At 41.2% G+C, this 22,155-nt stretch carries 20 protein-coding genes; 18 read left to right on the top strand and 2 right to left on the bottom strand.

The window, feature by feature from the left end:
- The first annotated feature begins 6 nt into the window (after positions 1 to 6).
- On the top strand, positions 7 to 2,625 hold the full coding sequence (gene alaS / locus HT693_RS01585; RefSeq protein WP_023939052.1) for an alanine--tRNA ligase: 2,619 nt from the start codon (positions 7 to 9) through the stop codon (positions 2,623 to 2,625).
- Between the two features lie 70 nt (positions 2,626 to 2,695).
- Entirely contained in the window at positions 2,696 to 3,967 is a 1,272-nt protein-coding gene (locus HT693_RS11825) for an HNH endonuclease (protein WP_055356678.1), read from the top strand.
- Between the two features lie 162 nt (positions 3,968 to 4,129).
- Here HT693_RS11825 and HT693_RS01575 read toward each other — a convergent pair whose 3' ends face one another.
- Complete coding sequence (locus HT693_RS01575; RefSeq protein WP_172924699.1) at positions 4,130 to 5,584, bottom strand: alpha-amylase; 1,455 nt, start codon at positions 5,582 to 5,584, stop codon at positions 4,130 to 4,132.
- A gap of 179 nt (positions 5,585 to 5,763) precedes the next feature.
- Between HT693_RS01575 and HT693_RS01570 the strand changes: the two genes are divergently transcribed.
- From HT693_RS01570 to HT693_RS12335, 3 genes are all read left to right on the top strand, one after another.
- Entirely contained in the window at positions 5,764 to 6,513 is a 750-nt protein-coding gene (locus HT693_RS01570; RefSeq protein WP_172924697.1) for an ABC transporter ATP-binding protein, read from the top strand.
- Entirely contained in the window at positions 6,494 to 8,128 is a 1,635-nt protein-coding gene (locus HT693_RS01565) for a hypothetical protein (protein WP_166731342.1), read from the top strand. The genes HT693_RS01570 and HT693_RS01565 overlap by 20 nt, the downstream gene beginning before the upstream one ends.
- Positions 8,129 to 8,199: 71 nt before the next feature.
- Positions 8,200 to 8,460, top strand: coding sequence for a hypothetical protein (locus HT693_RS12335; protein ID WP_172924695.1), 261 nt, complete (start codon positions 8,200 to 8,202; stop codon positions 8,458 to 8,460).
- A gap of 369 nt (positions 8,461 to 8,829) precedes the next feature.
- On the opposite strand, the gene HT693_RS01555 is transcribed toward HT693_RS12335, so the two are convergent.
- Positions 8,830 to 10,947, bottom strand: coding sequence for an LTA synthase family protein (locus HT693_RS01555; protein ID WP_172924714.1), 2,118 nt, complete (start codon positions 10,945 to 10,947; stop codon positions 8,830 to 8,832).
- Positions 10,948 to 11,096: 149 nt separating this feature from the next.
- Between HT693_RS01555 and HT693_RS01550 the strand changes: the two genes are divergently transcribed.
- The 13 genes from HT693_RS01550 to psr all read left to right on the top strand — a co-directional run bounded on the left by HT693_RS01550 (position 11,097) and on the right by psr (position 22,108).
- Positions 11,097 to 12,260 carry a class I SAM-dependent rRNA methyltransferase gene (locus HT693_RS01550; protein WP_172924693.1) on the top strand — a complete coding sequence of 388 codons (1,164 nt, stop codon included), beginning with the start codon at positions 11,097 to 11,099 and terminating at the stop codon, positions 12,258 to 12,260.
- The gene (gene aroD / locus HT693_RS01545; protein ID WP_000767767.1) at positions 12,257 to 12,934 is read left to right on the top strand and encodes a type I 3-dehydroquinate dehydratase; all 678 of its coding nucleotides are present in this window, start codon (positions 12,257 to 12,259) and stop codon (positions 12,932 to 12,934) included. Before HT693_RS01550 ends, aroD begins: the two co-directional genes overlap by 4 nt.
- Positions 12,924 to 13,778 (top strand): shikimate dehydrogenase, encoded by an 855-nt coding sequence (locus HT693_RS01540; protein WP_023932792.1) that lies wholly within the window; start codon positions 12,924 to 12,926, stop codon positions 13,776 to 13,778. Before aroD ends, HT693_RS01540 begins: the two co-directional genes overlap by 11 nt.
- Positions 13,779 to 13,796: 18 nt before the next feature.
- Positions 13,797 to 14,864 carry a 3-dehydroquinate synthase gene (gene aroB, locus HT693_RS01535; RefSeq protein ID WP_172924691.1) on the top strand — a complete coding sequence of 356 codons (1,068 nt, stop codon included), beginning with the start codon at positions 13,797 to 13,799 and terminating at the stop codon, positions 14,862 to 14,864.
- 9 nt (positions 14,865 to 14,873) lie between these two features.
- Complete coding sequence (gene aroC / locus HT693_RS01530; protein ID WP_001269877.1) at positions 14,874 to 16,040, top strand: chorismate synthase; 1,167 nt, start codon at positions 14,874 to 14,876, stop codon at positions 16,038 to 16,040.
- A gap of 9 nt (positions 16,041 to 16,049) precedes the next feature.
- Positions 16,050 to 17,153: a prephenate dehydrogenase gene (locus tag HT693_RS01525; protein WP_001140489.1), complete on the top strand. Its 1,104-nt coding sequence runs from the start codon at positions 16,050 to 16,052 to the stop codon at positions 17,151 to 17,153.
- 10 nt (positions 17,154 to 17,163) lie between these two features.
- Entirely contained in the window at positions 17,164 to 17,313 is a 150-nt protein-coding gene (locus tag HT693_RS01520) for a hypothetical protein (protein WP_001124152.1), read from the top strand.
- 156 nt (positions 17,314 to 17,469) lie between these two features.
- Entirely contained in the window at positions 17,470 to 17,757 is a 288-nt protein-coding gene (locus HT693_RS01515) for a hypothetical protein (protein ID WP_000421417.1), read from the top strand.
- A 53-nt stretch (positions 17,758 to 17,810) separates the two neighbouring features.
- Entirely contained in the window at positions 17,811 to 18,149 is a 339-nt protein-coding gene (locus HT693_RS01510; RefSeq protein WP_000065969.1) for a YlbF/YmcA family competence regulator, read from the top strand.
- A 90-nt stretch (positions 18,150 to 18,239) separates the two neighbouring features.
- The gene (aroA, locus tag HT693_RS01505; protein ID WP_000769893.1) at positions 18,240 to 19,523 is read left to right on the top strand and encodes a 3-phosphoshikimate 1-carboxyvinyltransferase; all 1,284 of its coding nucleotides are present in this window, start codon (positions 18,240 to 18,242) and stop codon (positions 19,521 to 19,523) included.
- A complete protein-coding gene (locus HT693_RS01500; protein ID WP_001151365.1) occupies positions 19,516 to 19,992 on the top strand; it encodes a shikimate kinase in 477 nt (158 codons plus the stop codon). The genes aroA and HT693_RS01500 overlap by 8 nt, the downstream gene beginning before the upstream one ends.
- Positions 19,989 to 20,837 carry a prephenate dehydratase gene (gene pheA / locus HT693_RS01495; RefSeq protein WP_172924689.1) on the top strand — a complete coding sequence of 283 codons (849 nt, stop codon included), beginning with the start codon at positions 19,989 to 19,991 and terminating at the stop codon, positions 20,835 to 20,837. The genes HT693_RS01500 and pheA overlap by 4 nt, the downstream gene beginning before the upstream one ends.
- Entirely contained in the window at positions 20,834 to 22,108 is a 1,275-nt protein-coding gene (psr, locus tag HT693_RS01490) for a polyisoprenyl-teichoic acid--peptidoglycan teichoic acid transferase Psr (protein ID WP_000032344.1), read from the top strand. The genes pheA and psr overlap by 4 nt, the downstream gene beginning before the upstream one ends.
- The last annotated feature ends 47 nt before the right edge of the window (positions 22,109 to 22,155 follow it).

The raw sequence follows: 22,155 nt of genomic DNA, 5'->3' as shown, positions 1-22,155 counted from the left end.
GACAATATGAAACAACTATCTAGTGCACAAGTACGCCAAATGTGGCTTGATTTCTGGGCGACCAAAGGTCATTCTGTAGAACCATCAGTAAGTTTGGTTCCTGTAAATGACCCAACTCTTTTGTGGATCAACTCTGGAGTAGCAACCCTTAAGAAATACTTTGACGGGACCATCATCCCTGAAAATCCACGTATTACCAATGCCCAAAAGGCTATCCGTACCAACGATATTGAAAACGTAGGGAAGACAGCACGTCACCATACCATGTTTGAAATGTTGGGGAACTTCTCTATCGGTGATTACTTCCGTGATGAGGCTATCACTTGGGCTTATGAGCTTTTGACAAGCCCTGAGTGGTTTGACTTCCCAGCTGAAAAACTTTACATGACTTACTACCCAGACGATAAAGATTCTTATAACCGCTGGATTGAAGTGGGAGTGGATCCAAGTCACTTGATTCCAATCGAGGATAACTTCTGGGAAATCGGTGCTGGACCTTCTGGACCTGATACAGAGATTTTCTTTGACCGTGGAGAAGCCTTTGACCCAGAAAATATCGGTCTTCGTTTACTTGCAGAAGATATCGAAAACGACCGTTATATCGAAATCTGGAACATCGTGTTATCACAATTTAACGCAGACCCTGCTGTTCCTCGTAGCGAATACAAGGAATTGCCACACAAGAACATTGATACGGGCGCTGGTTTGGAGCGTTTGGTGGCGGTTATCCAAGGGGCTAAGACCAACTTTGAAACGGATCTCTTCATGCCAATCATTCGTGAAGTGGAGAAATTGTCTGGTAAGGTCTATGACCAAGATGGCGACAACATGAGCTTTAAGGTTATCGCTGACCACATTCGTTCTTTGTCATTTGCCATCGGTGATGGCGCCCTTCCAGGAAATGAAGGTCGTGGTTATGTCCTTCGTCGTCTTCTCCGTCGTGCCTCTATGCATGGTCAAAAATTGGGTATCAACGAGCCTTTCCTTTACAAACTGGTCCCAACTGTTGGAAAAATCATGGAAAGCTACTACCCAGAAGTGCTTGAGAAACGTGACTTTATTGAGAAAATCGTTAAGAGCGAAGAAGAATCATTTGCCCGTACCCTTCACTCAGGTCAACACTTTGCCCAAGGCATTGTAGCAGACTTGAAAGAAAAAGGTCAATCTGTTATCGCTGGTTCAGATGTCTTCAAACTCTATGATACTTATGGGTTCCCAGTTGAATTGACTGAAGAAATCGCTGAAGAAGCTGGTATGACTGTGGACCGTGAAGGTTTTGAAGCAGCCATGAAAGAACAGCAAGAACGCGCGCGTGCGTCAGCTGTCAAGGGTAGCTCAATGGGTATGCAAAATGAAACTCTTCAAAACATCACTGTAGAAAGTGTCTTCAACTACAATGCTAGCCAATTGTCTTCTAAATTGGTAGCTATCGTGGCGGACAATGCAGAAGTAGAAGCTGTATCAGAAGGAACTGCCTCACTTATCTTTGCGGAAACGCCATTCTATGCTGAAATGGGCGGACAGGTAGCTGACCATGGACAAATCTTGAATGCGTCAGGTAAGGTCGTGGCTACTGTGACCAATGTTCAGAAAGCTCCAAACGGACAAGCTCTTCATACTGTTGACGTTCTTGCACCGCTTGCCTTGAACCAAGAATATACCTTGGCAATTGATACCAATCGTCGTCACCGTGTTATGAAAAACCACACTGCGACTCACTTGCTTCACGCTGCCCTTCACAATATCCTTGGAAACCATGCGACACAAGCAGGGTCACTTAATGAAGTGGAATTCCTTCGCTTTGACTTTACCCATTTCCAAGCTGTAACTGCTGAAGAATTGCGTGCCATTGAACAGCAAGTTAACGAGAAAATCTGGGAAGCTCTTGAAGTGAAGACAGTTGAAACGGATATTGACACTGCTAAAGAAATGGGAGCTATGGCTCTCTTTGGTGAGAAATACGGTAAGGAAGTCCGTGTTGTTACTATCGGGGACTACTCTATCGAGCTTTGTGGGGGTACCCACGTTGGCAACACTTCTGAGATTGGTCTCTTCAAGGTTGTCAAAGAAGAAGGGATTGGTTCAGGAACTCGCCGTATCTTGGCAGTGACTGGTAAGGAAGCCTTTGAAGCCTACCGTGAACAAGAAGATGCTCTTAAAGCTGTCGCAGCAACTCTTAAAGCACCTCAACTTAAAGAAGTCCCTCACAAGGTAGAAGGACTTCAAGAACAACTTCGTCAATTGCAAAAAGAAAATGCTGAGTTGAAAGAAAAAGCCGCAGCTGCAGCCGCAGGCGATATCTTCAAGGATGTTAAGGAAGTCAATGGTCACCGTTACATTGCTAGCCAAGTGTCTGTATCAGATGCTGGTGCCCTTCGTACTTTTGCGGATAACTGGAAACAAAAAGACTACTCTGACTTGCTTGTCCTAGTTGCCGCTATCGGTGATAAAGTCAATGTCCTTGTAGCAAGCAAGACAAAAGACCTTCATGCAGGAAACCTTGTCAAAGAATTAGCACCAATCGTCGATGGACGTGGTGGTGGTAAACCAGACATGGCCATGGCAGGAGGAAGCAATCAAGCTAAGATCCAAGAATTGTTGGATGCAGTAGCAGGTAAATTGTAAACTCGATTATTAATTCTTTGATAATTTTAAAAATTAAGAGTTGAAAAGATATTGTTAAGAGAGTATTCTTATGAAAAGAAAAATTTATGTTGCTTTAAGTATATTTTTTGGTATGGGAACAATTGGATTTGTATTTGATTCCAAAAAAATTATTGACCAGCTAGGCTTCCAACAATTTATATCTCAAATTATTTTTAGTTCCGTATTTACTTTCCTTTTCTATTGGTTGTATATTAAAGATAGTAAAAAAGCTATAGCTGTTAATAGTAACAGAGATACAATAAATAAACCGATAGATGAAATATACTCATCGACCTCATCGATTGAAATACCAATAAGTGTAATAGAAGAAGAGCGAAATAAAATTAAATTAAATAAATTCAAAAGAAAAAATAATGAAATTCTCAAGTTTATTGTTGCGTTCTTTATTCCTTGGATTGGTTGGATTTATTTAATTTATAGGCTTGTTCGATATAATATGAAAAAACATTACTTTTTAAGTGATGAATTTATTCGGAATAAAATACAAATCGATTCTTTTGTTACAGAATATAATGAAATAGCTAAATATGTTGAGAAGTTTGATGAGGTAAGCTTACAATCTACAAGTTTTGATAAATATAAGTATGCTCATGTAGCTAAAGGACAAAATACAAGTTTGTATAATATTCAACGTGATAGGAACGTTATTGATTATCAATCTAAATATGTTTATAATGCTTCACTACAAGTTGTTAGAAATGCAGAGTTAGAACCTTTTAAGTATTTATGTAAGTATTTTGATTTTAAGCCTAACGAAGAAAATCTACAGCGTATTCAAGAAATTGGTGAACAAGTATCACGATTTCTTAATGCTAAAGAGAATCTTGATAATAGATTGGCAAGAATTTTAAATAGTTTAAATCCTCCACAGTTTATTTTAAAGTATTATAAAGAAGAATTTTTATATTATATCAACATTGAAGTTCCCCAAATTAATTTTAATTTTCCTACCTATACTTTTCAATATGTTAGTGCAGGTGGTAATTCTAGTCAAGTTACTTCAATTACACTAAATGAGGAAATAATTGAATTATTAATTACTTATATGGATGAGCAAGTTAAGTATAAGAAAAGTGCTAAAGCTCAACGTGCATTAATGACTAAAAAATTACGTGAGTATGTCAAAGAAAGGGACTGTTATACTTGCCAATATTGCGGAGCATCTACTGCTCAACAAGATTTATTATTGCTAGAAGTGGATCATATTATTCCAGTTTCAAAGGGTGGAATGTCTACGGAAAGTAATTTACAAACATTATGTTGGAAATGTAATAGAACAAAATCAGATAAAATTTTATAGATTTAGATGAAAATTATAATGTTTGAGAACAGAACGTGTCAATTAGTGATATAATTTTTAACAAAAATATAGGTTGTTTAAAGATCTATCCATTTGGGTAGGTCTTTTTGTGAATGCAAAAAAGCCAAATCCGATTGGACCTGGCTGGATTATTATGAGTTATTAGATTGTATTGGCTGCCCAGACACTTACGGATCTAGCTGAGACTGGGAATTGTCCATAACCTTCCTCATCGATTGTAACATGACTTTGGTGGTTTCCAAGTAAGTCTATGAAAGTTTGGTTAGCCCATTCTTGGCCGACAAACATTGACTTGCTGCTTTCTTGGTTATTTGAGATAAGGACTGCGATTGGGGATTGATGTTCAGCACCTGAACGTACCCAACCGATACAGTTTGCGTCATCAAAGTAGTCTGTTTGCTCTCCATAGGCCAAATCTTTTCGGATGGCTAGGAGACGGTCAAGGACTTCTTTGAAATCTTGTTGAGCATATTGCCCTGAAATCCCATAGTAGTCGCCGTAAAAGACACATGGAAGGCCATTTTGGCGTAACAGAATGAGGGCATAGGCTGCTGGTTTGAACCATTCTTCAACGGTAGACTCAAGAGCCTGACCTCGTTGTGTATCGTGGTTGTCGACAAAAGTCACAGCCTTGTCAGGTTTGAGTTCAACCAAGCTATCTGTGAAAATGCTACGAAGATCGTAGTTGGAACCTGCTCGACTAGCATCAAAGAGATTCTGGTGGAGACGAACATCGACAAGATCGAATCGTTCTTCCGTTTTTTCAAGATAGTCTAGGTTGGCTTCCTTGTCTGGGTTCCAAAATTCACCAAAAACATAGAAATCCTCACCGTATTTTTCCTTCATATCACGGATGAAATTGCTCATAAAGAAAGAGTCAATGTGTTTAACGGCATCCAAGCGGAAACCAGCTACACCAGTCGTTTCCATGAACCAATCAGCCCAGTCATAGATATTTTGGATGACTTCAGGATGCTTAAAGTCTAGATCAGCATACATGAGGTAGTCGTAGTTACCGTTTTCATTATCGACCAATTCCTCGTTGGCCCAGCCCTTATTATCCCCTTGGATGAGATAAATCCCAGACTTACGACGTTTGGCATCATAGTCTGTACCTGTGAAGTGGTACCAGTGCCAGTGGAAGTCATTGTAGGTATTTTGGCGACCATCGAAGGTAAAACTAGTCCAGCCATTGATGGTGAAGGGTTCTCCAAGTTCAACTGTACGGTCTACAGGATCAACTTCGATAACCTGAAAGGCTTCCCTGTGATCGGCAGCAGCCTTGTGGTTGAGAACCACATCAGCCATAGGTTGAATTCCCTGTGCTTTTAGAGTTTGAATGGCTTGAAGATAGTCTTCTTTGAAACCATACTTGGTGCGGACAGTCCCTTTTTGGTTAAACTCTCCTAGGTCGAATAAGTCATAGACACCATAACCTACATCTTTTTCATTGGTAGCCTTGAAAGCTGGTGGCATCCAGACATGACTGATACCGAGATCAGCTAGGTGTGGAGCATCTTCAGCCAGACGTGTCCAGTGCTGACCGTCGTGGGGCAGATACCATTCAAAGTATTGCATGAGTGTTTGATTTTGCATGATGTTTCCTCTTACTTGTCAATCTTGTTCTTTATTCTATCATAAAGTATCTCTCGGCGCAAACGTTTGCGTAAGAATAGAAGGAAACTATTGTATCTACTCAAAATAAAGTGTTGATTTTTTTGTATTAAAGTGCTAATATAATAGTATGTAATATAGATAAAGATAGGAGTTGTCCCATGATTGAATTTCAAAATGTTAGTAAGTTGTATGGTGATAAAGAGGCCTTGAGCAATCTCAATCTGCAGATTGAAAATGGAGAGATTATGGGCTTGATTGGCCATAATGGTGCTGGGAAATCGACCACCATAAAATCCCTAGTCAGTATCATTTCGCCCAGCAGTGGTCGTATTTTGGTAGATGGTCAGGAGTTATCGGAAAATCGCTTGGCTATTAAACGAAAGATTGGCTACGTAGCAGACTCGCCTGACTTATTTTTACGTTTAACGGCCAATGAATTTTGGGAATTGATTGCTTCATCCTATGATCTGACTAGCTCTGACTTGGAGGCTAATCTAGCTAGGCTATTGAACGTTTTTGATTTTGCTGAAAATCGTTATCAGGTTATTGAAACCCTTTCTCACGGAATGCGTCAAAAAGTCTTTGTCATTGGGGCACTCTTGTCTGATCCCGATATTTGGGTCTTGGACGAACCCTTGACAGGTTTGGATCCCCAGGCTGCCTTTGATTTGAAGCAAATGATGAAGGAACATGCACAAAAAGGCAAGACAGTCTTGTTTTCAACCCATGTCCTAGAGGTAGCTGAGCAAGTTTGTGATCGGATTGCCATTTTGAAAAAGGGACATTTGATTTATTGTGGTAGCGTAGAGGACTTGAGAAAAGACCATCCAGACCAGTCTTTAGAAAGTATCTATCTTAGCCTTGCTGGTAGAAAAGAGGAGGTTTCAGATGCGTTTCAAGGTCATTAAAAAATTAGTTGATATCAATATCCTTTATTCATCTCAAGAAGCTAATCTGGCTAACCTACGAAAGAAGCAGGCTAAGAATCCTGGGAAAAAAGTAAATGTTTCCGCTAGAGTTCTAAGTTCTTACATTTTTTCTAGCCTCTTGATGCTCTTTTTTTTAAGTAATATAGCCATTCATTTTCCTTTTGAAGAAATGCCTGTTTATTTTAGTTTCATGGTTACTATTTTACTAGTGGTTGCCTTTTCAACTTCTTTAACGGCCTTTTATAATGTCTTTTATGAGAGTAAGGATTTGGTATCGTATAGACCCTATGCCTTTAAAGAATCAGAGATTATAATTGCTAAAGGACTGTCTGTTCTCTTGCCAGCTCTAACTGGAATTGTACCAATCCTAGCTTATTTTCTAGTCCTCTATATTAGGCTAGCACCTTCTCTTTGGCTGGGCTTGCCTTTGATGCTACTGTCCTTGGCCTTATTATTTGTCTCTGTTACTTTAGTGATGGTAGTGGCAGTACATTTCTTGGCTCAGACTAGGGTCTTCAGAAAGTATCAGTCTATTTTTTCGAATGTGATGATTGGGATAGGAGTTCTCATACCTTTAATATATGTCTTCTTTCTACAGTCGACTTCTGGACGTATTGTTGACAAAGTTAGAGACATTCCATTTCTCCTTTATCCTATTCATCTCTTTTACAAAATAGCAGTGGAGCCTTTTTCGACAGAAGCCATCCTGGGTCTGCTCGCTTGGATAGGACTAACTCTCTTCTTGCTTTACTTGAGCAAAAAGAAGGTTTTTCCTCGTTTTTATGACGTGATTCTGCTTAACAGTGAGGAGAAGGTCAAGAAAGAACGTCGCAGTAAGGAGAGAATTTCAACTACTAAAAAGGGATTTTTCCGTATGGTTTTACGCTACCACCTCACCCTCTTGGGACAGGGGACTGGCGTGATTACAGTGCTTTTTACAAGTGCTTTCCTTCCTTATCTCATGATGATCGGTCTGATTTCCAAAATCCGAGATTCTCAGATAGTTCCAGACATTCATCCTCCATACTGGTTACCCTTGTTTTTTGTAGGAGTGTTTATAGCAGTTGTCAATAACAATATCACCAGCCTGCATTCAATTGCCTTGTCCTTGGAGAGAGAAAATGTTGATTTTCTTAAGAGTTTACCCTTTGACTTTGCTCGTTATGTGAAAGTGAAATTTTGGATTATATTTGCTGTCCAGTCCTTTTTACCAGTTCTGACTTTACTTGGCCTTTCTCTATATCTAGGCTTGCCCATCCTTTCGATGATTTACCTTCTTGTGGCATGGATCCTTGCCAGTGTCATCCTTTCTTGCCACCATTACCTTAAGGACGTGAAAAATCTGTCAACCAATTGGAGTAGCATTACGGACTTGGTGAACCGTTCAAATCGTATAGTAGCAATAGTTTTACTCTTAATTTATAGTGTTATCTTAATGATTTTAGTCATAGCAAGTTTGTTCTTGGTTCGGTCTCTCGCCCCTGTCCTTGCCATCAGCTTGGGAGTAGGAGTTCTTATCCTCTTGCTTGCTCTTGCTATTTTTGGCTATCATTACTACCTGTCACGCATATTGGCAGAAATAGAAAAAAGATGAGCTAGTTGGTCGCTTGCTTGATAAATTCAATTCGACAAACGCTTTTATAGTTTGTTAGAATATAGTTGTAAATGATTACGATTGGCAATCAAAAAAATATAGGGAGGAATGTTTTGAATAAGAAATATAATATAGTTCTATTATTGTTGTTTATAGTTTATTTATTTGGATATTTTTCAATTTCAAAAACTTTCATTCCTATAATGTGTGTGATCCAAGTATTTTTGATAGAACATATATTTAAAGTTAGAAATAGAATGATGCAGATAGGTGAAATTTTAATTATTGTTGCTTCTATAATATTATTTATTGATAGTATATTTAGTTTGTAACAAAAGGCTTTTCTATAAAATCAAATTTTCCAGATACCTGCTGAAGCTGATTTATTTCTTCATCTTTCTTCTACCTTTGTCACTAAACTTGACAGACATATATTGCTGATACAACCCTCTCTACCTATAATCTCAAAGTTAATACTCTTCGAAAATCTCTTCAAACCACGTCAGCTTTGCCTTGCCGTAGATATGGTTACTGACTTCGTCAGTTCTATCCACAACCTCAAAACAGTGTTTTGAGCTGACTTAGTCAGTCTTATCTACAACCTCAAAGCAGTGCTTTGAGCAGCCTGCAGATCGCTTCCTAGTTTGCTCTTTGATTTTTGTTGATAAAAAGAAATGCTCCTCCACGATGGAAGAGCATTTTTATTGTGATTTTGATTCAGTTTCTGCAGACTCGGGATGGAGTTCTTGGTAACTTGGTGCCTTGAAAAGGTCAGTACTAGTTTTGCCTTGTCGTTGGCTAAAGAGGCTGGTTGACTGACTACCTTTTTCCTGTTCAATCTTTTGCAGAATTGGCAAGGAATTGAGGTAAGAAATACTTTCAGTATCAACTTTTCCAAGATAATCTGCTTGGTAGAAACGTATCAAATCACCAGTTTGAATCTGGTCGCTGATTTTTAGCTGTTGGCTGGCTGCCTGCCGAACGCTTTCTAGTTCAGTTTGAGCTTGTTCATCAAGATTGCTGATTTCAAGACCGCTCTCAGTATAGTAGGTTCGTCCGTCGTAGCTGGTGTATTTTGGTGTGACGAAGGAATTGGCAGTTCGAAAGGCAACGATTTCTTGATGATCTGGAGACAGAAGGTCTTGGCCGACTTGAAGGAAGGAATTGGACTCAATACCAAGGAGGTGTTCGAGAGTCGGTAAGATATCGATTTGTCCACCGTAGGTATTGATGATTTGTCCTTTTTCATAGCCAGGCATGACCACCATAAAAGGCACCCGTTGCAACATGGCATTGTCGTAATTCGACCAGTTCTCAGAAGTCTTTCCAATCAAGGGTGCCAGCTCAGGATTGCGGGAGTTGGAAATACCATAATGGTCTCCGTAAATGACGATGATGGATTTTTCATAGAGGCCACTTTCTTTGAGATAGTCAAAGAAGGCCTTGATGGCACTATCCAGATAGTTAGCTGTTTGGAAGTAGCCGTTGATTGTTTCATCTTTGGTTTTAGCCAGTGGGAAACCAAGCTCATCGCCTGTCAGATTGCTAGCATAGGGATAGTGATTGGACACCGTGATATACTTGGCATAAAAAGGCTGCTGCAAGTGCTCCAGATATTGGATAGAATCTTTCATCATGATTTTATCATTTAAACCATATTGGAAAGAATTGCTACTGTCTTGCTTGGTGAAGTAGGATGCATCAAAGAAGTATTGATAGCCCCATTGTTTGTAGGTCGTATTTCGGTTCCAGAAGGTCCCAATATTACCGTGAAAGACAGCACTTGATTGATAGCCATTTTTTGTTAGGATAAAAGGCGCTGCCTGCTGGGTATTGGTACTTCCATAGTTGACCATAAAGGAACCTTGGTCAAGTCCAAACAAACCGGTCTCTAGCATGGTTTCCGCATCTGAGGTTTTACCAGCCTTGACTTGGTTAAAGATATTCGAAAAGGATAGGGTTGCTTGCGAATGGTAGAGGGAATTAAGAAAGGGAGTGACTTCATGCTCAGTTCCATCTAGGTTGAGTTTATAGTCAAGTAGGAACTGCTGGAAGCTCTCCAAGTGGAGATAAATCACATTTTTTCCTTTGGCCAAGCCAAAATAGTCTGGATTGGGCTTAGCCGAATGCTCTTGAATATAATCTGTAATAGGTTGAAGGTCAGTCTCAGAGGCCTTAGCCCGTTCTTTATTAGCGCTATAGGATTGGTTGGCACTATAGCCTAAAAAAGCTGGTAAACTGAGGGCGCGGACAACATAATAATTCGAAAATCCTCGCGATAGGAGATCGGGACGCTCAATTTCAGCCAAGAAAAGGTTAGCTGAAAAGAGCAGGGCAGAGAGAGCAGTGATGGCAACACTGGAGCGGAATTTGAAAGGTCTCCTATCCAGCTGGATGAATTTTTTATAGAAAAGGAAAGCCAGCAGTGGGAAATCCATAAAATAGATGAAATCCCAAAAGCGCAGTAACTCTAATTCTGCAGTACCAACAGACACCTTGCTGACCACCTTCATGGTATTAGCCGTGATAAAGTCACTAAATTCTCGATAGTAAAAGACGTTGGAATAAAGCCAAATGAATAACAGGCTATAAATAGCTATACTCAGACCATAAAAGATTTTGGTTGACCGAGCATAGAGGGCTAGAGCTAGCAGGAGTAATCCCAAGGGAAGGGGATTGAAAAAGGCGATAAAGGCAAGGTAATTTCCCTGCAACTTGCCCACTTGAATATCTAAATTAAAGTCAACGGCATAGGCTAATAAGGTTTTGAGCCAATAGAGGATTAAAAGGGTTAGGACAAAACCCAGTCTGGTACCCATGGCTTTTTGGATTTTGTTAAAATTAATTCTCACACATTTACTTCCTAAATTTTTATTAGTATTAGTATACCATTTTTTAAAAGAAGAGTAAAAAAGCAAGGGTAGTTTCTTTTTTGAGAATTGGCTAAAAGTTTGATATAATGGTAGTTATGAATAGAATAAGAGTTAGCAAAAGGGTTGAAAAGAAGCTTGCTAAGGGGCTAGTTTTACTAGAAGCCAGTGATCTTGAGAATGTCAATCTTAAGGATCAGGAAGTAGAAGTGCAGGGTCAAGAAGGAACCTTTCTTGGGACTGCCTACCTTTCTCAGCAAAACAAGGGCTTGGGCTGGTTTGTTAGTAAGGACAAGATCACCTTCAATCAAGCTTTCTTTGAAATGCTGTTTAGACAAGCTAAAGAAAAGAGAAGCGCCTACTATCAAGATGATTTGACAACTGCCTTTCGTCTCTTCAACCAAGAGGGAGATGGCTTTGGGGGTCTGACAGTGGACCTTTATGGCGACTATGCTGTCTTTTCTTGGTATAACTCTTATGTTTATCAGATTCGTCAGACCATCTCAGAAGCCTTTAGACAGGTTTTTCCTGAGGTTTTAGGGGCCTATGAGAAGATCCGCTTTAAGGGTTTGGACTATGAATCTACCCATGTTTATGGTCAAGAAGCACCTGACTTTTTCACTGTTTTGGAAAATGGTGTCTTGTATCAAGTCTTTATGAATGATGGCTTGATGACAGGGATTTTCCTAGACCAGCACGAGGTTCGTGGTAGCTTGGTGGATGGATTGGCTATGGGTAAATCCTTGCTCAATATGTTTTCTTATACAGCAGCTTTTTCAGTAGCTGCGGCCATGGGAGGAGCAAACCAGACAACTTCGGTTGATTTAGCCAAACGTTCACGAGAATTGTCTCAAGCGCATTTTCAGGCAAATGGAATCAGCACAGACGACCATCGTTTTGTGGTCATGGATGTCTTTGAATATTTCAAGTATGCCAAACGAAAAGGCTTGACCTACGATGTGATTGTCCTAGATCCGCCTAGCTTTGCTCGGAACAAAAAACAAACCTTCTCTGTGGCCAAGGATTATCACAAGTTGATTTCCCAGAGTCTTGAGATTTTAAATCCTGGAGGGATTATCATTGCCAGTACCAATGCTGCCAATGTTTCCCGTCAGAAATTTACAGAACAAATTGATAAAGGCTTTGCAGGAAGAAGTTACCAGATTTTAAATAAATACGGTCTTCCAGCAGACTTCGCCTATAATAAAAAAGATGAAAGTAGTAATTACCTCAAGGTGATTAGTATGAAGGTTAGTAAATGAAATTAATCGTTTCAGTAATGCCAAGAAGTTTAGAGGAGGCCCAGGCTCTGGATGCCACGAGGTACCTGGATGCCGACATCATTGAATGGCGTGCCGACTATCTGCCTAAAGAAGCGATTTTGCAGGTGGCTCCAGCTATTTTTGAAAAATTCGCAGGTCGTGAGTTGGTTTTCACGCTACGAACTCGCTCTGAAGGGGGAGAAATTGACCTTTCTTCAGAAGAATATATCCATTTAATCAAGGAAGTGGTGCAACTCTATCAACCAGACTATATTGATTTTGAGTACTATAGCTACAAGGATGTTTTTGAGGAAATGCTGGACTTCCCAAATCTCGTTTTGAGTTACCACAATTTCCAAGAAACACCTGAAAATATGATGGAAATCTTGTCAGAGTTGACGAGCCTAAATCCAAAACTTGTCAAGGTTGCGGTGATGGCTCATACGGAGCAGGATGTGCTAGACTTGATGAACTATACACGGGGCTTTAAAACTCTCAATCCTGAGCAGGAATATGTAACTATTTCTATGGGTAAGGTGGGCAAGGTTTCTCGTATCACTGCGGATGTGACTGGTTCGAGTTGGTCTTTTGCCAGTCTGGATGAGGCTAGTGCCCCTGGTCAGATTTCTCTAGCTAGCATGAAAAAAATCAGGGAGATTTTGGATGAAGCTTGATGGCTATACACGTTTAGCTGCAGTTGTTGCCAATCCTATTAAACATTCTATTTCTCCCTTCATCCACAATAGGGCCTTTGAGGCGACAGCTACCAATGGTGTTTATGTTGCTTGGGAGATTGAAGCGGGTGATTTGGCAGAAACAGTAGCCAATATTTGTCGCTACCAGATGTTTGGCATCAATCTGTCCATGCCCTATAAGGAGCAGGTGATTCCTTATTTGGACGGGCTGAGCGATGAGGTGCGCTTGATTGGTGCGGTCAATACGGTTGTCAATGAGAATGGGAATTTGATTGGATATAATACAGATGGCAAGGGATTCTTTAAGAGTTTGCCTTCTTTTACAATTACAGGTAAGAAGATGACCCTGCTGGGTGCAGGTGGTGCGGCCAAGTCCATTATAGCGCAAGCCATTTTGGATGGTGTCAGTCAGATTTCGGTCTTTGTTCGTTCCGTTTCTATGGAAAAAACAAGACCTCACCTAGACAAGTTACAGGAGCAGACAGGCTTTAAAGTGGACTTGTATGCTTTAGAAGATGTTTCGGAACTGCAAGCAAGGATTGCCGATTCGGGCTTACTGGTCAATGCGACTAGTGTGGGCATGGATGGTCAATCATCCCCAGTTCCAGAAAACATCAATCTGACAGAGACTCTCTTGGTCGCAGATATCATTTACCAACCCTTTGAAACGCCATTTTTGAAATGGGCTAGAAGTCAGGGCAATCCAGCAGTCAATGGTCTGGGAATGTTGCTCTATCAAGCTGCAGAAGCTTTTCAACTGTGGACAGGCAAGGAAATGCCGACAGAAGAGATTTGGCAGTCTTTAACAGAAAAATACCAATAAAGAAAGGGAGACTCTCCTATGAAAATCAGAATCGATATTCCTCATCATCCTTATGATATTCAGATTGAAAAAGGTTGTCTGGCTCAGGCTGGTCAATGGTTGCGAGAACTATGGCAACCACAAAAAGTGCTCATCGTAACAGACAACCATGTAGCTTCTCTTTATGCTGAGAAGGTCAAACTCAGCCTAGAAGATGCTGGTTTTCAGGTAGCTGTTTTTGACTTTTTAGAAGGGGAAGAAAGAAAGAATTTAACTACTGTTCAGAAAGTATATGAATTTCTAGTTAAGCAGGGGTTGACTCGTAGCGATGGAGTCGTGGCTCTCGGAGGTGGTGTCGTTGGGGACCTGGCTGGTTTTGTAGCCTCTACCTATATGCGGGGTATTCACTTTGTTCAGATTCCGACCAGTTTAACTGCCCAGGTGGATTCGTCTATCGGTGGAAAGACAGGCGTTAACACTCCATTTGCTAAGAATATGGTGGGTACCTTTGCCCAACCAGATGGGGTTCTGATTGACCCGCTTGTCCTTGAAACGCTTGGAAAAAGAGAGTTGATTGAAGGGATGGGGGAGGTCATCAAGTATGGCTTGATTGAGGATCCAGAACTGTGGGCTCTTTTGACGGAGCTGGATGGTTCTGTTGAGAGCATTCTGGAACATGCAGAGACCTTGATTGAACATTCTTGTCAGGTCAAGCGCAAGATGGTAGTTGAGGATGAGTTGGACAATGGTGTTCGCCTTTACCTCAATTTTGGCCACACCATTGGTCATGCCATTGAAGCGACGGCTGGGTATGGGAAAGTCATGCATGGTGAAGCTGTTGCCATGGGAATGGTGCAGATTTCCAAGGTGGCTGAGGAAAAAGGCCTTATGCCAGAAGGAATAACTCAGTCCATTACAGCTATGTGTCAGAAATTTGGCTTGCCTGTTGACTATGAAAACTGGGATGTTGACAAGCTTTATCAGGCTTTGACTCATGACAAGAAAGCGCGTGGCAACATCTTGAAATTGGTCTTGGTGCCAGAGCTTGGTTCAGCGACCATTCACCCAGTTTCTCTGGAAGAGATGAAAGACTACTTGGTAAAATAAGGAGAGTGTATGAGATATTTAACTGCAGGAGAATCACACGGCCCCCGTCTGACAGCTATCATTGAGGGAATTCCAGCTGGGCTTCCTTTGACAGCTGAGGATATCAATGGCGACCTTAAACGCCGTCAGGGTGGCTACGGCCGCGGTGGTCGTATGAAAATTGAGAGCGACCAAGTTATCTTTACTTCGGGCGTTCGCCACGGGAAGACGACAGGGGCGCCTATTACCATGGATGTCGTCAATAAGGACCACCAGAAATGGCTGGACATCATGTCTGCAGAGGACATTGAAGACCGCCTTAAAAGCAAACGAAAAATCACCCATCCTCGTCCAGGTCACGCCGACTTGGTTGGGGGCATCAAGTACCGTTTTGATGATTTAAGAAATTCTTTGGAGCGTTCATCAGCTCGTGAAACCACCATGCGGGTAGCAGTGGGGGCAGTGGCCAAACGCCTCTTGGCTGAGCTGGGTATGGAGATTGCTAATCATGTCGTGGTTTTTGGTGGCAAGGAAATCGATGTTCCTGAGAATCTCACAGTTGCTGAGATTAAGAAACGAGCTGCCCAGTCTGACGTTTCTATTGTCAACCAAGAACGGGAACAGGAAATCAAGGATTACATTGACCAAATCAAACGTGACGGTGATACCATCGGTGGGGTTGTGGAGACAGTCGTTGGAGGTGTTCCAGTTGGTCTTGGTTCCTATGTCCAATGGGACAGAAAATTGGATGCAAGATTGGCCCAAGCAATTGTTTCTATCAATGCTTTTAAAGGGGTGGAATTTGGTCTTGGATTTGAAGCTGGTTATCGTAAAGGCAGCCAAGTCATGGATGAAATTCTCTGGTCTAAAGAAGACGGTTATACCCGCCGTACCAATAATCTAGGTGGCTTTGAAGGTGGTATGACTAATGGGCAACCCATCGTTGTTCGCGGCGTGATGAAGCCCATCCCTACTCTCTACAAACCACTTATGAGTGTGGATATCGAAACCCATGAACCCTACAAGGCAACAGTCGAAAGAAGTGATCCGACCGCTCTTCCAGCAGCAGGAGTGGTTATGGAAGCCGTTGTGGCAACGGTTCTGGCACAAGAAATCCTTGAAAAATTCTCATCAGACAATCTAGAGGAATTAAAAGAAGCGGTAGCCCAACACCGAGATTATACAAAGAACTATTAAGGAGTTCCTATGGCAAAAACAATCTATATCGCAGGTCTTGGTTTGATTGGAGCCTCTATGGCACTTGGTATCAAACGCGATCATCCAGATTATGAAATTTTAGGGTATAATCGCAGTCAAGCTTCGAGAGATATTGCCTTGAAAGAAGGCATGATTGACCGAGCAACGGATGATTTTGCCAGTTTTGCTCCTCTGGCTGATGTCATCATTTTGACCTTGCCAATCAAGCAGACCATTGCTTTTATACAGGAGTTGGCAGGTTTGAACTTGAAAGAAGGGGTCATTATTTCAGATGCTGGTTCGACCAAGTCAGCCATTGTGGATGCGGCGGAGCAGTATTTGGCTGGCAAGTCTGTTCGCTTTGTCGGGGCCCATCCCATGGCTGGTAGTCACAAGACAGGGGCAGCTTCTGCGGATGTCAATCTTTTTGAAAACGCCTATTATATCTTCACACCTTCGAGGCTGACAAGTCAGGACACGCTTAAGGAAATGAAGGATCTGCTTTCAGGTCTTCATGCTCGTTTTATCGAGATTGATGCCCAGGAGCATGATTGTGTGACTTCTCAGATTAGCCATTTCCCTCATATTCTGGCTTCTAGTCTCATGGAGCAGACTGCGGTCTATGCTCAAGAACATGAGATGGTAAGGCGCTTTGCGGCCGGTGGTTTTCGAGATATGACCCGAATTGCGGAAAGCGAGCCGGGTATGTGGACCTCTATTCTCTTGTCCAATCGTGAGACTATTCTAGACCGAATTGAGGATTTTAAGGAACGTTTGGAAGCGATTGGTCAGGCCATTAGTAAGGGGGATGAAGAGCAAATTTGGAATTTTTTTAACCAAGCGCGTGAACAACGCCAGACCATGGAAATCCATAAGCGTGGTGGTGTGGATAGCTCTTACGACCTCTATGTTGACGTTCCTGATGAAGAAGATGTCATCCTGCGGATTTTGGAACTGCTACGTGGAACTTCCTTGGTTAACATCCACATCAACGAGGAAAATCGTGAAGATATTCACGGAATCCTACAAATTTCATTTAAAAATGCTCAAGACTTGGAAAGAGCCGAGCATCTCATAACAGAAAATACCGACCACACAGTCGTCATCAAATAAGGAGAAAAATATGCCTAAAATAGAGCTTAAATTCATATTTGGTGTTATCTTTATTTCTTTTATCTTACTTAGAGCTTACGCTGTTAAAAAAGATGTGAAAACTACTTCAGAAGCCAGTGTTGAGACAAAAAATGAACCATCCAACAAGGAAATAAGTTAAGAGAAAACCAATTCAAAGTATGTAGACGATAGAATTATTAATGAGTTTATCAATAGCTATAATCAAAATTCTAATAGCCCATTAGAAAATATCAAAAAAGGAAATATAAAAATAAAATATAAAAGTAAATATTTCGCATCAAGCTACGGATACTACTTGGAGCTTTTACATGCAAATGATACTGATAAAATCAATGTAACAATAAATCAGACAAATGAAAATAGTGAATCTGGTGTTGCAGGAATGAAAGAAGTATTTCATGATATTGTTAAATCGATTGAATCATCCTTATCTGATGATGAGATAGAGAACTATTTTGATAATCTTATGTCAAATGAAATAAAAACAGGTTCTAATTTAGGAACTTTGAAGATAGAGTATATACCAGATAAGGAATTAAGCAATGGACATTCAAGAGGTCATATAAAAGTGATTGCACAATAATAAAGACCACAGAGTGACTAGTAATTTAAAAAGAAATGAATAAGGAGAAAATCATGTCAAATATTTACGATAGTGCAAACGAACTCAGTCGCGGTCTACGCGAATTACCAGAATACAAGGCTGTTAAAGCAGCTAAAGATGCGATTGCAGCAGATGCTGAGGCAAGTAAAATCTTTACAGAATATGTTGCCTTCCAAGAAGAAATTCAAAGACTAGCCCAGACAGGGCAAATGCCAGACGCATCCTTCCAAGCGAAAATGGAAGGCTTTGGTAAACAGATTCAAGGGAACAGCCTCTTGTCAGAATTCTTTACCAAGCAACAACAATTGGCCATTTACCTTTCTGACATTGAAAAAATTGTTTTCGAACCAGTTTCAGAATTGCTAAAATAAGAAAAGAACTATCCTAAAGTCAGAATTTTTAAGGAATTTCTGGCTTTTTATGATAAAATAGGTAAAAGTATTGCAAGTATGAGGTCCAGTATGAAACTAAAAACAAACATTCGCCACTTACATGGCAGTATCCGCGTTCCAGGTGACAAGTCTATCAGCCACCGTTCCATTATCTTTGGAAGTTTGGCTGAGGGTGAGACCAAGGTTTATGATATTCTGCGAGGTGAAGACGTTCTTTCGACCATGCAGGTTTTTCGTGACCTTGGTGTTGAAATTGAGGACAAAGATGGGGTTATTACCATTCAAGGTGTGGGTATGGAAGGCTTAAAAGCTCCGCAAAATGCCCTTGATATGGGAAATTCTGGTACCTCGATTCGCCTGATTTCAGGTGTCCTTGCAGGTGCAGATTTTGAAGTAGAAATGTTTGGAGACGACAGTCTTTCCAAACGTCCTATGGATCGTGTGACGATTCCTCTGAAAAAAATGGGCGTTAGCATTTCGGGACAAACTGAGCGAGACCTGCCTCCTCTTCACTTAAAAGGGACGAAAACCCTAAGACCTATTCAGTATGAGTTGCCAATTGCCTCTGCCCAAGTCAAGTCAGCCTTGATTTTTGCGGCCTTGCAGGCTCAGGGGGAGTCAGTGATTATCGAAAAAGAGTGCACCCGTAATCATACTGAAGATATGTTGCAACAATTTGGTGGCCATTTAAGTGTGGAGGGCAAGAAAATCACAGTCCAAGGGCCACAAAAATTGACAGGACAGAAGGTGGTCGTACCAGGAGATATTTCCAGTGCAGCCTTTTGGTTAGTCGCAGGTTTGATTGTTCCAAACTCTCGTCTAGTGCTGCAGAATGTGGGTATCAACGAAACGCGCACCGGTATTATTGATGTCATTCGCGCCATGGGTGGAAAATTGGAAATGACTGAAATTGACCCAGTCGCTAAATCTGCTACCTTGACTGTTGAGTCTTCAGACTTGAAAGGAACAGAGATTGGCGGTGCCTTGATTCCACGTTTGATTGATGAATTGCCCATTATCGCTCTACTTGCGACCCAAGCCCAAGGTGTAACAGTTATCAAGGATGCTGAGGAACTTAAGGTCAAGGAAACAGACCGCATTCAGGTGGTGGCAGACGCCCTGAATAGTATGGGAGCAGATATCACACCTACAGCAGATGGAATGATTATCAAAGGAAAATCCGCTCTTTACGGTGCTAGAGTCAATACGTTTGGAGACCACCGAATTGGCATGATGACAGCCATCGCAGCTCTCTTGGTTGCAGATGGAGAAGTGGAACTTGATCGGGCAGAAGCCATCAATACCAGCTATCCTAGCTTCTTTGATGATTTGGAGAACTTGACTCATGGCTAAGGTGTTACTAGGCTTTATGGGTGCTGGCAAATCGACTATTGCAAGAGGTTTAGACCCAGACTACCTTGATATGGATGCTCTGATAGAGAAGCGTTTAGGTATGTCCATTGCGGAATTTTTCGCGGAAAAGGGCGAAGCGGCCTTTCGTCAGGTAGAGTCAGAAGTCCTAGCTAATTTACTACAAACAGACCAAGTCGTGTCAACTGGAGGAGGAGTGGTTATTTCTCAGAGAAATCGTGACTTACTCAAGACTAATACAGATAACATCTACCTGAAAGCAGATTTTGAAACCCTCTACCAACGTATCGCAGCTGATAAGGATAATCAGCGCCCGCTTTTTCTAAATAATAGCAAGGAAGAACTTGCAGCTATTTTCCAAGAAAGACAGGTTTGGTATGAGGAAGTGGCTAGTCGGATTTTGGATGTGACCAAGCTAAGTCCGGAGGAAATTATAGAGGAACTAAGATGAAAATTGCTTATCTAGGTCCCAAGGGATCATTTTCACACCATGTTGTGCAGACAGCTTTTCCTAATGAGGAATTGCAGGCTTTTGCCAACATTACAGATGTCATCAAGGCTTATGAGCAAGGATTAGTGGACTATTCTGTGGTGCCAGTTGAAAACTCTATTGAGGGTAGTGTTCATGAAACCTTGGACTATCTTTTTCATCTGGCTCACATCCAAGCAGTAGCAGAAATCGTTCAGCCTATTCATCAGCAGTTGATGGTGGTTCCAGGCCATACTAAGATTGAAAAGATTTTTTCACATCCACAGGCCTTGGCTCAAGGAAAGAAATTCATCGATGAACAATATCCAGAGGCTCAAATCGAGGTAACAGCTAGTACAGCTTATGCGGCCCGTTTTATTTCCGAACATCCAGACCAGCCCTTTGCAGCAGTTGCACCTAGAAGTTCTGCTGAAGAATATGGATTGGAACTGATTGCCGAGGATATTCAGGAAATGGAAGCCAATTTCACACGTTTCTGGGTTCTAGGAGCTGAAAAGCCTTCTATTCCCTTGCAAGCACAAACTGAAAAGATGAGTTTGGCCTTGACATTACCTGACAACCTTCCAGGTGCACTTTATAAGGCCCTGTCGACCTTTGCTTGGCGAGGAATTGACTTGACAAAAATTGAAAGTCGTCCACTCAAGACAGCACTGGGTGAATACTTTTTCATTATCGATGTGGATTATACCGATAAGGACTTGGTCCACTTTGCCCAAAAAGAATTAGAAGCGATTGGAATCCAGTATAAAATTCTGGGTGCCTATCCTATTTATCCAATATCAGACCATGGAAAGGAGAGAAGATGAGTAAAGAAAATCCCTTAAGTCATCATGAGCAGTTGCGTTATGATTATTTGCTAAAAAATATTCATTATCTCAATGAGAGAGAAAAAAATGAGTTTGCCTATTTGCAAGAAAAGCTAACTCTTGCTAGGGGAAATAGTAGCTCTAGCTTGGAACAAGAAAGAGAAGAGCAGGTTGACTTACCAAGCTATGCGAACCGGAGTCGCTCACAATCCAAATCACAAGCACTCTCTTTCCCTCCAAAAAAGAAAAGACGGAAGCTCCGTCTTAAACGAATTTTTATGGTGATTTTTTCACTTTTGGTCTGTGTGGCTTTGGCCATGGTATTCATGTTTTTGCGTGGTTACCAAGATGCTAGCGCAAAGAAAACTGCTGATGCTAAGGCAGCACAGGTTCAAGTCTTTAATGGTCAGGACACTAGAGATGGAGTTAATATTTTGATCATGGGGACAGACGGTCGAATCGGTCAAAATAGTGTTGAGACACGAACTGACTCTATTATGGTATTAAATGTCGGGGGCTCAGATAAGAAAATGAAGCTAGTCAGTTTCATGCGTGATAATTTGGTCTATATAGATGGTTATAGTCAAGTGATTAATGGTAGAAAACAGACAGATAACAAGTTAAACGTAGCCTACGAGTTAGGAGAACAAGAGGGGCAAAAAGGGGCAGAAATGGTTCGCCAAGTCTTGAAAGATAATTTTGACTTGGACATTAAGTACTACGCCTTGGTTGATTTCCAGGCCTTTGCCACAGCGATTGACACGCTTTTCCCTGATGGGGTGACGATTGATGCTCAATTTTCAACATTGAATGGGCGTCCCCTAACAGAAGCTACAGTCGGAGATGATTTATATGCTACCGAGACTGAGTCTCCAACCCAAACCATTAAAGTCGGAAAACAGCAGATGAATGGCTCGACCCTGCTCAATTATGCTCGTTTCCGTGATGATGATGAGGCGGATTACGGCCGTACAAAAAGACAGCAACAAGTTTTAACAGCAATTTTAGAGCAAATTAAAGATCCCACTAAACTTTTCACTGGTTCTGAAGCTCTTGGAAAGGTTTTTGCTATGACCTCAACCAACGTACCCTATACTTTCCTCCTAACAAACGGTTTATCTGTTTTGGATGGAGCAAAAAATGGTATTGAAAAATTGACGATTCCAGAACTGGGTGACTGGGTAGATGCCTATGATGTTTATGGAGGCTTGGGCTTGCTGGTTGATCAAAACAAATATCAAACCAAGCTCGCTCAAATGGGCTTGAGATAAGATAATACTCAATGAAAATTAAAGTGCAAACTAGGAAGCTAGCCGCA

This window comes from Streptococcus sp. 2154, from assembly GCF_013277255.1.
Classification (GTDB): domain Bacteria; phylum Bacillota; class Bacilli; order Lactobacillales; family Streptococcaceae; genus Streptococcus; species Streptococcus pseudopneumoniae.
Note: the sequence above shows the minus strand (reverse complement) of the source record. Positions and strands in the feature narration are given on the sequence as shown.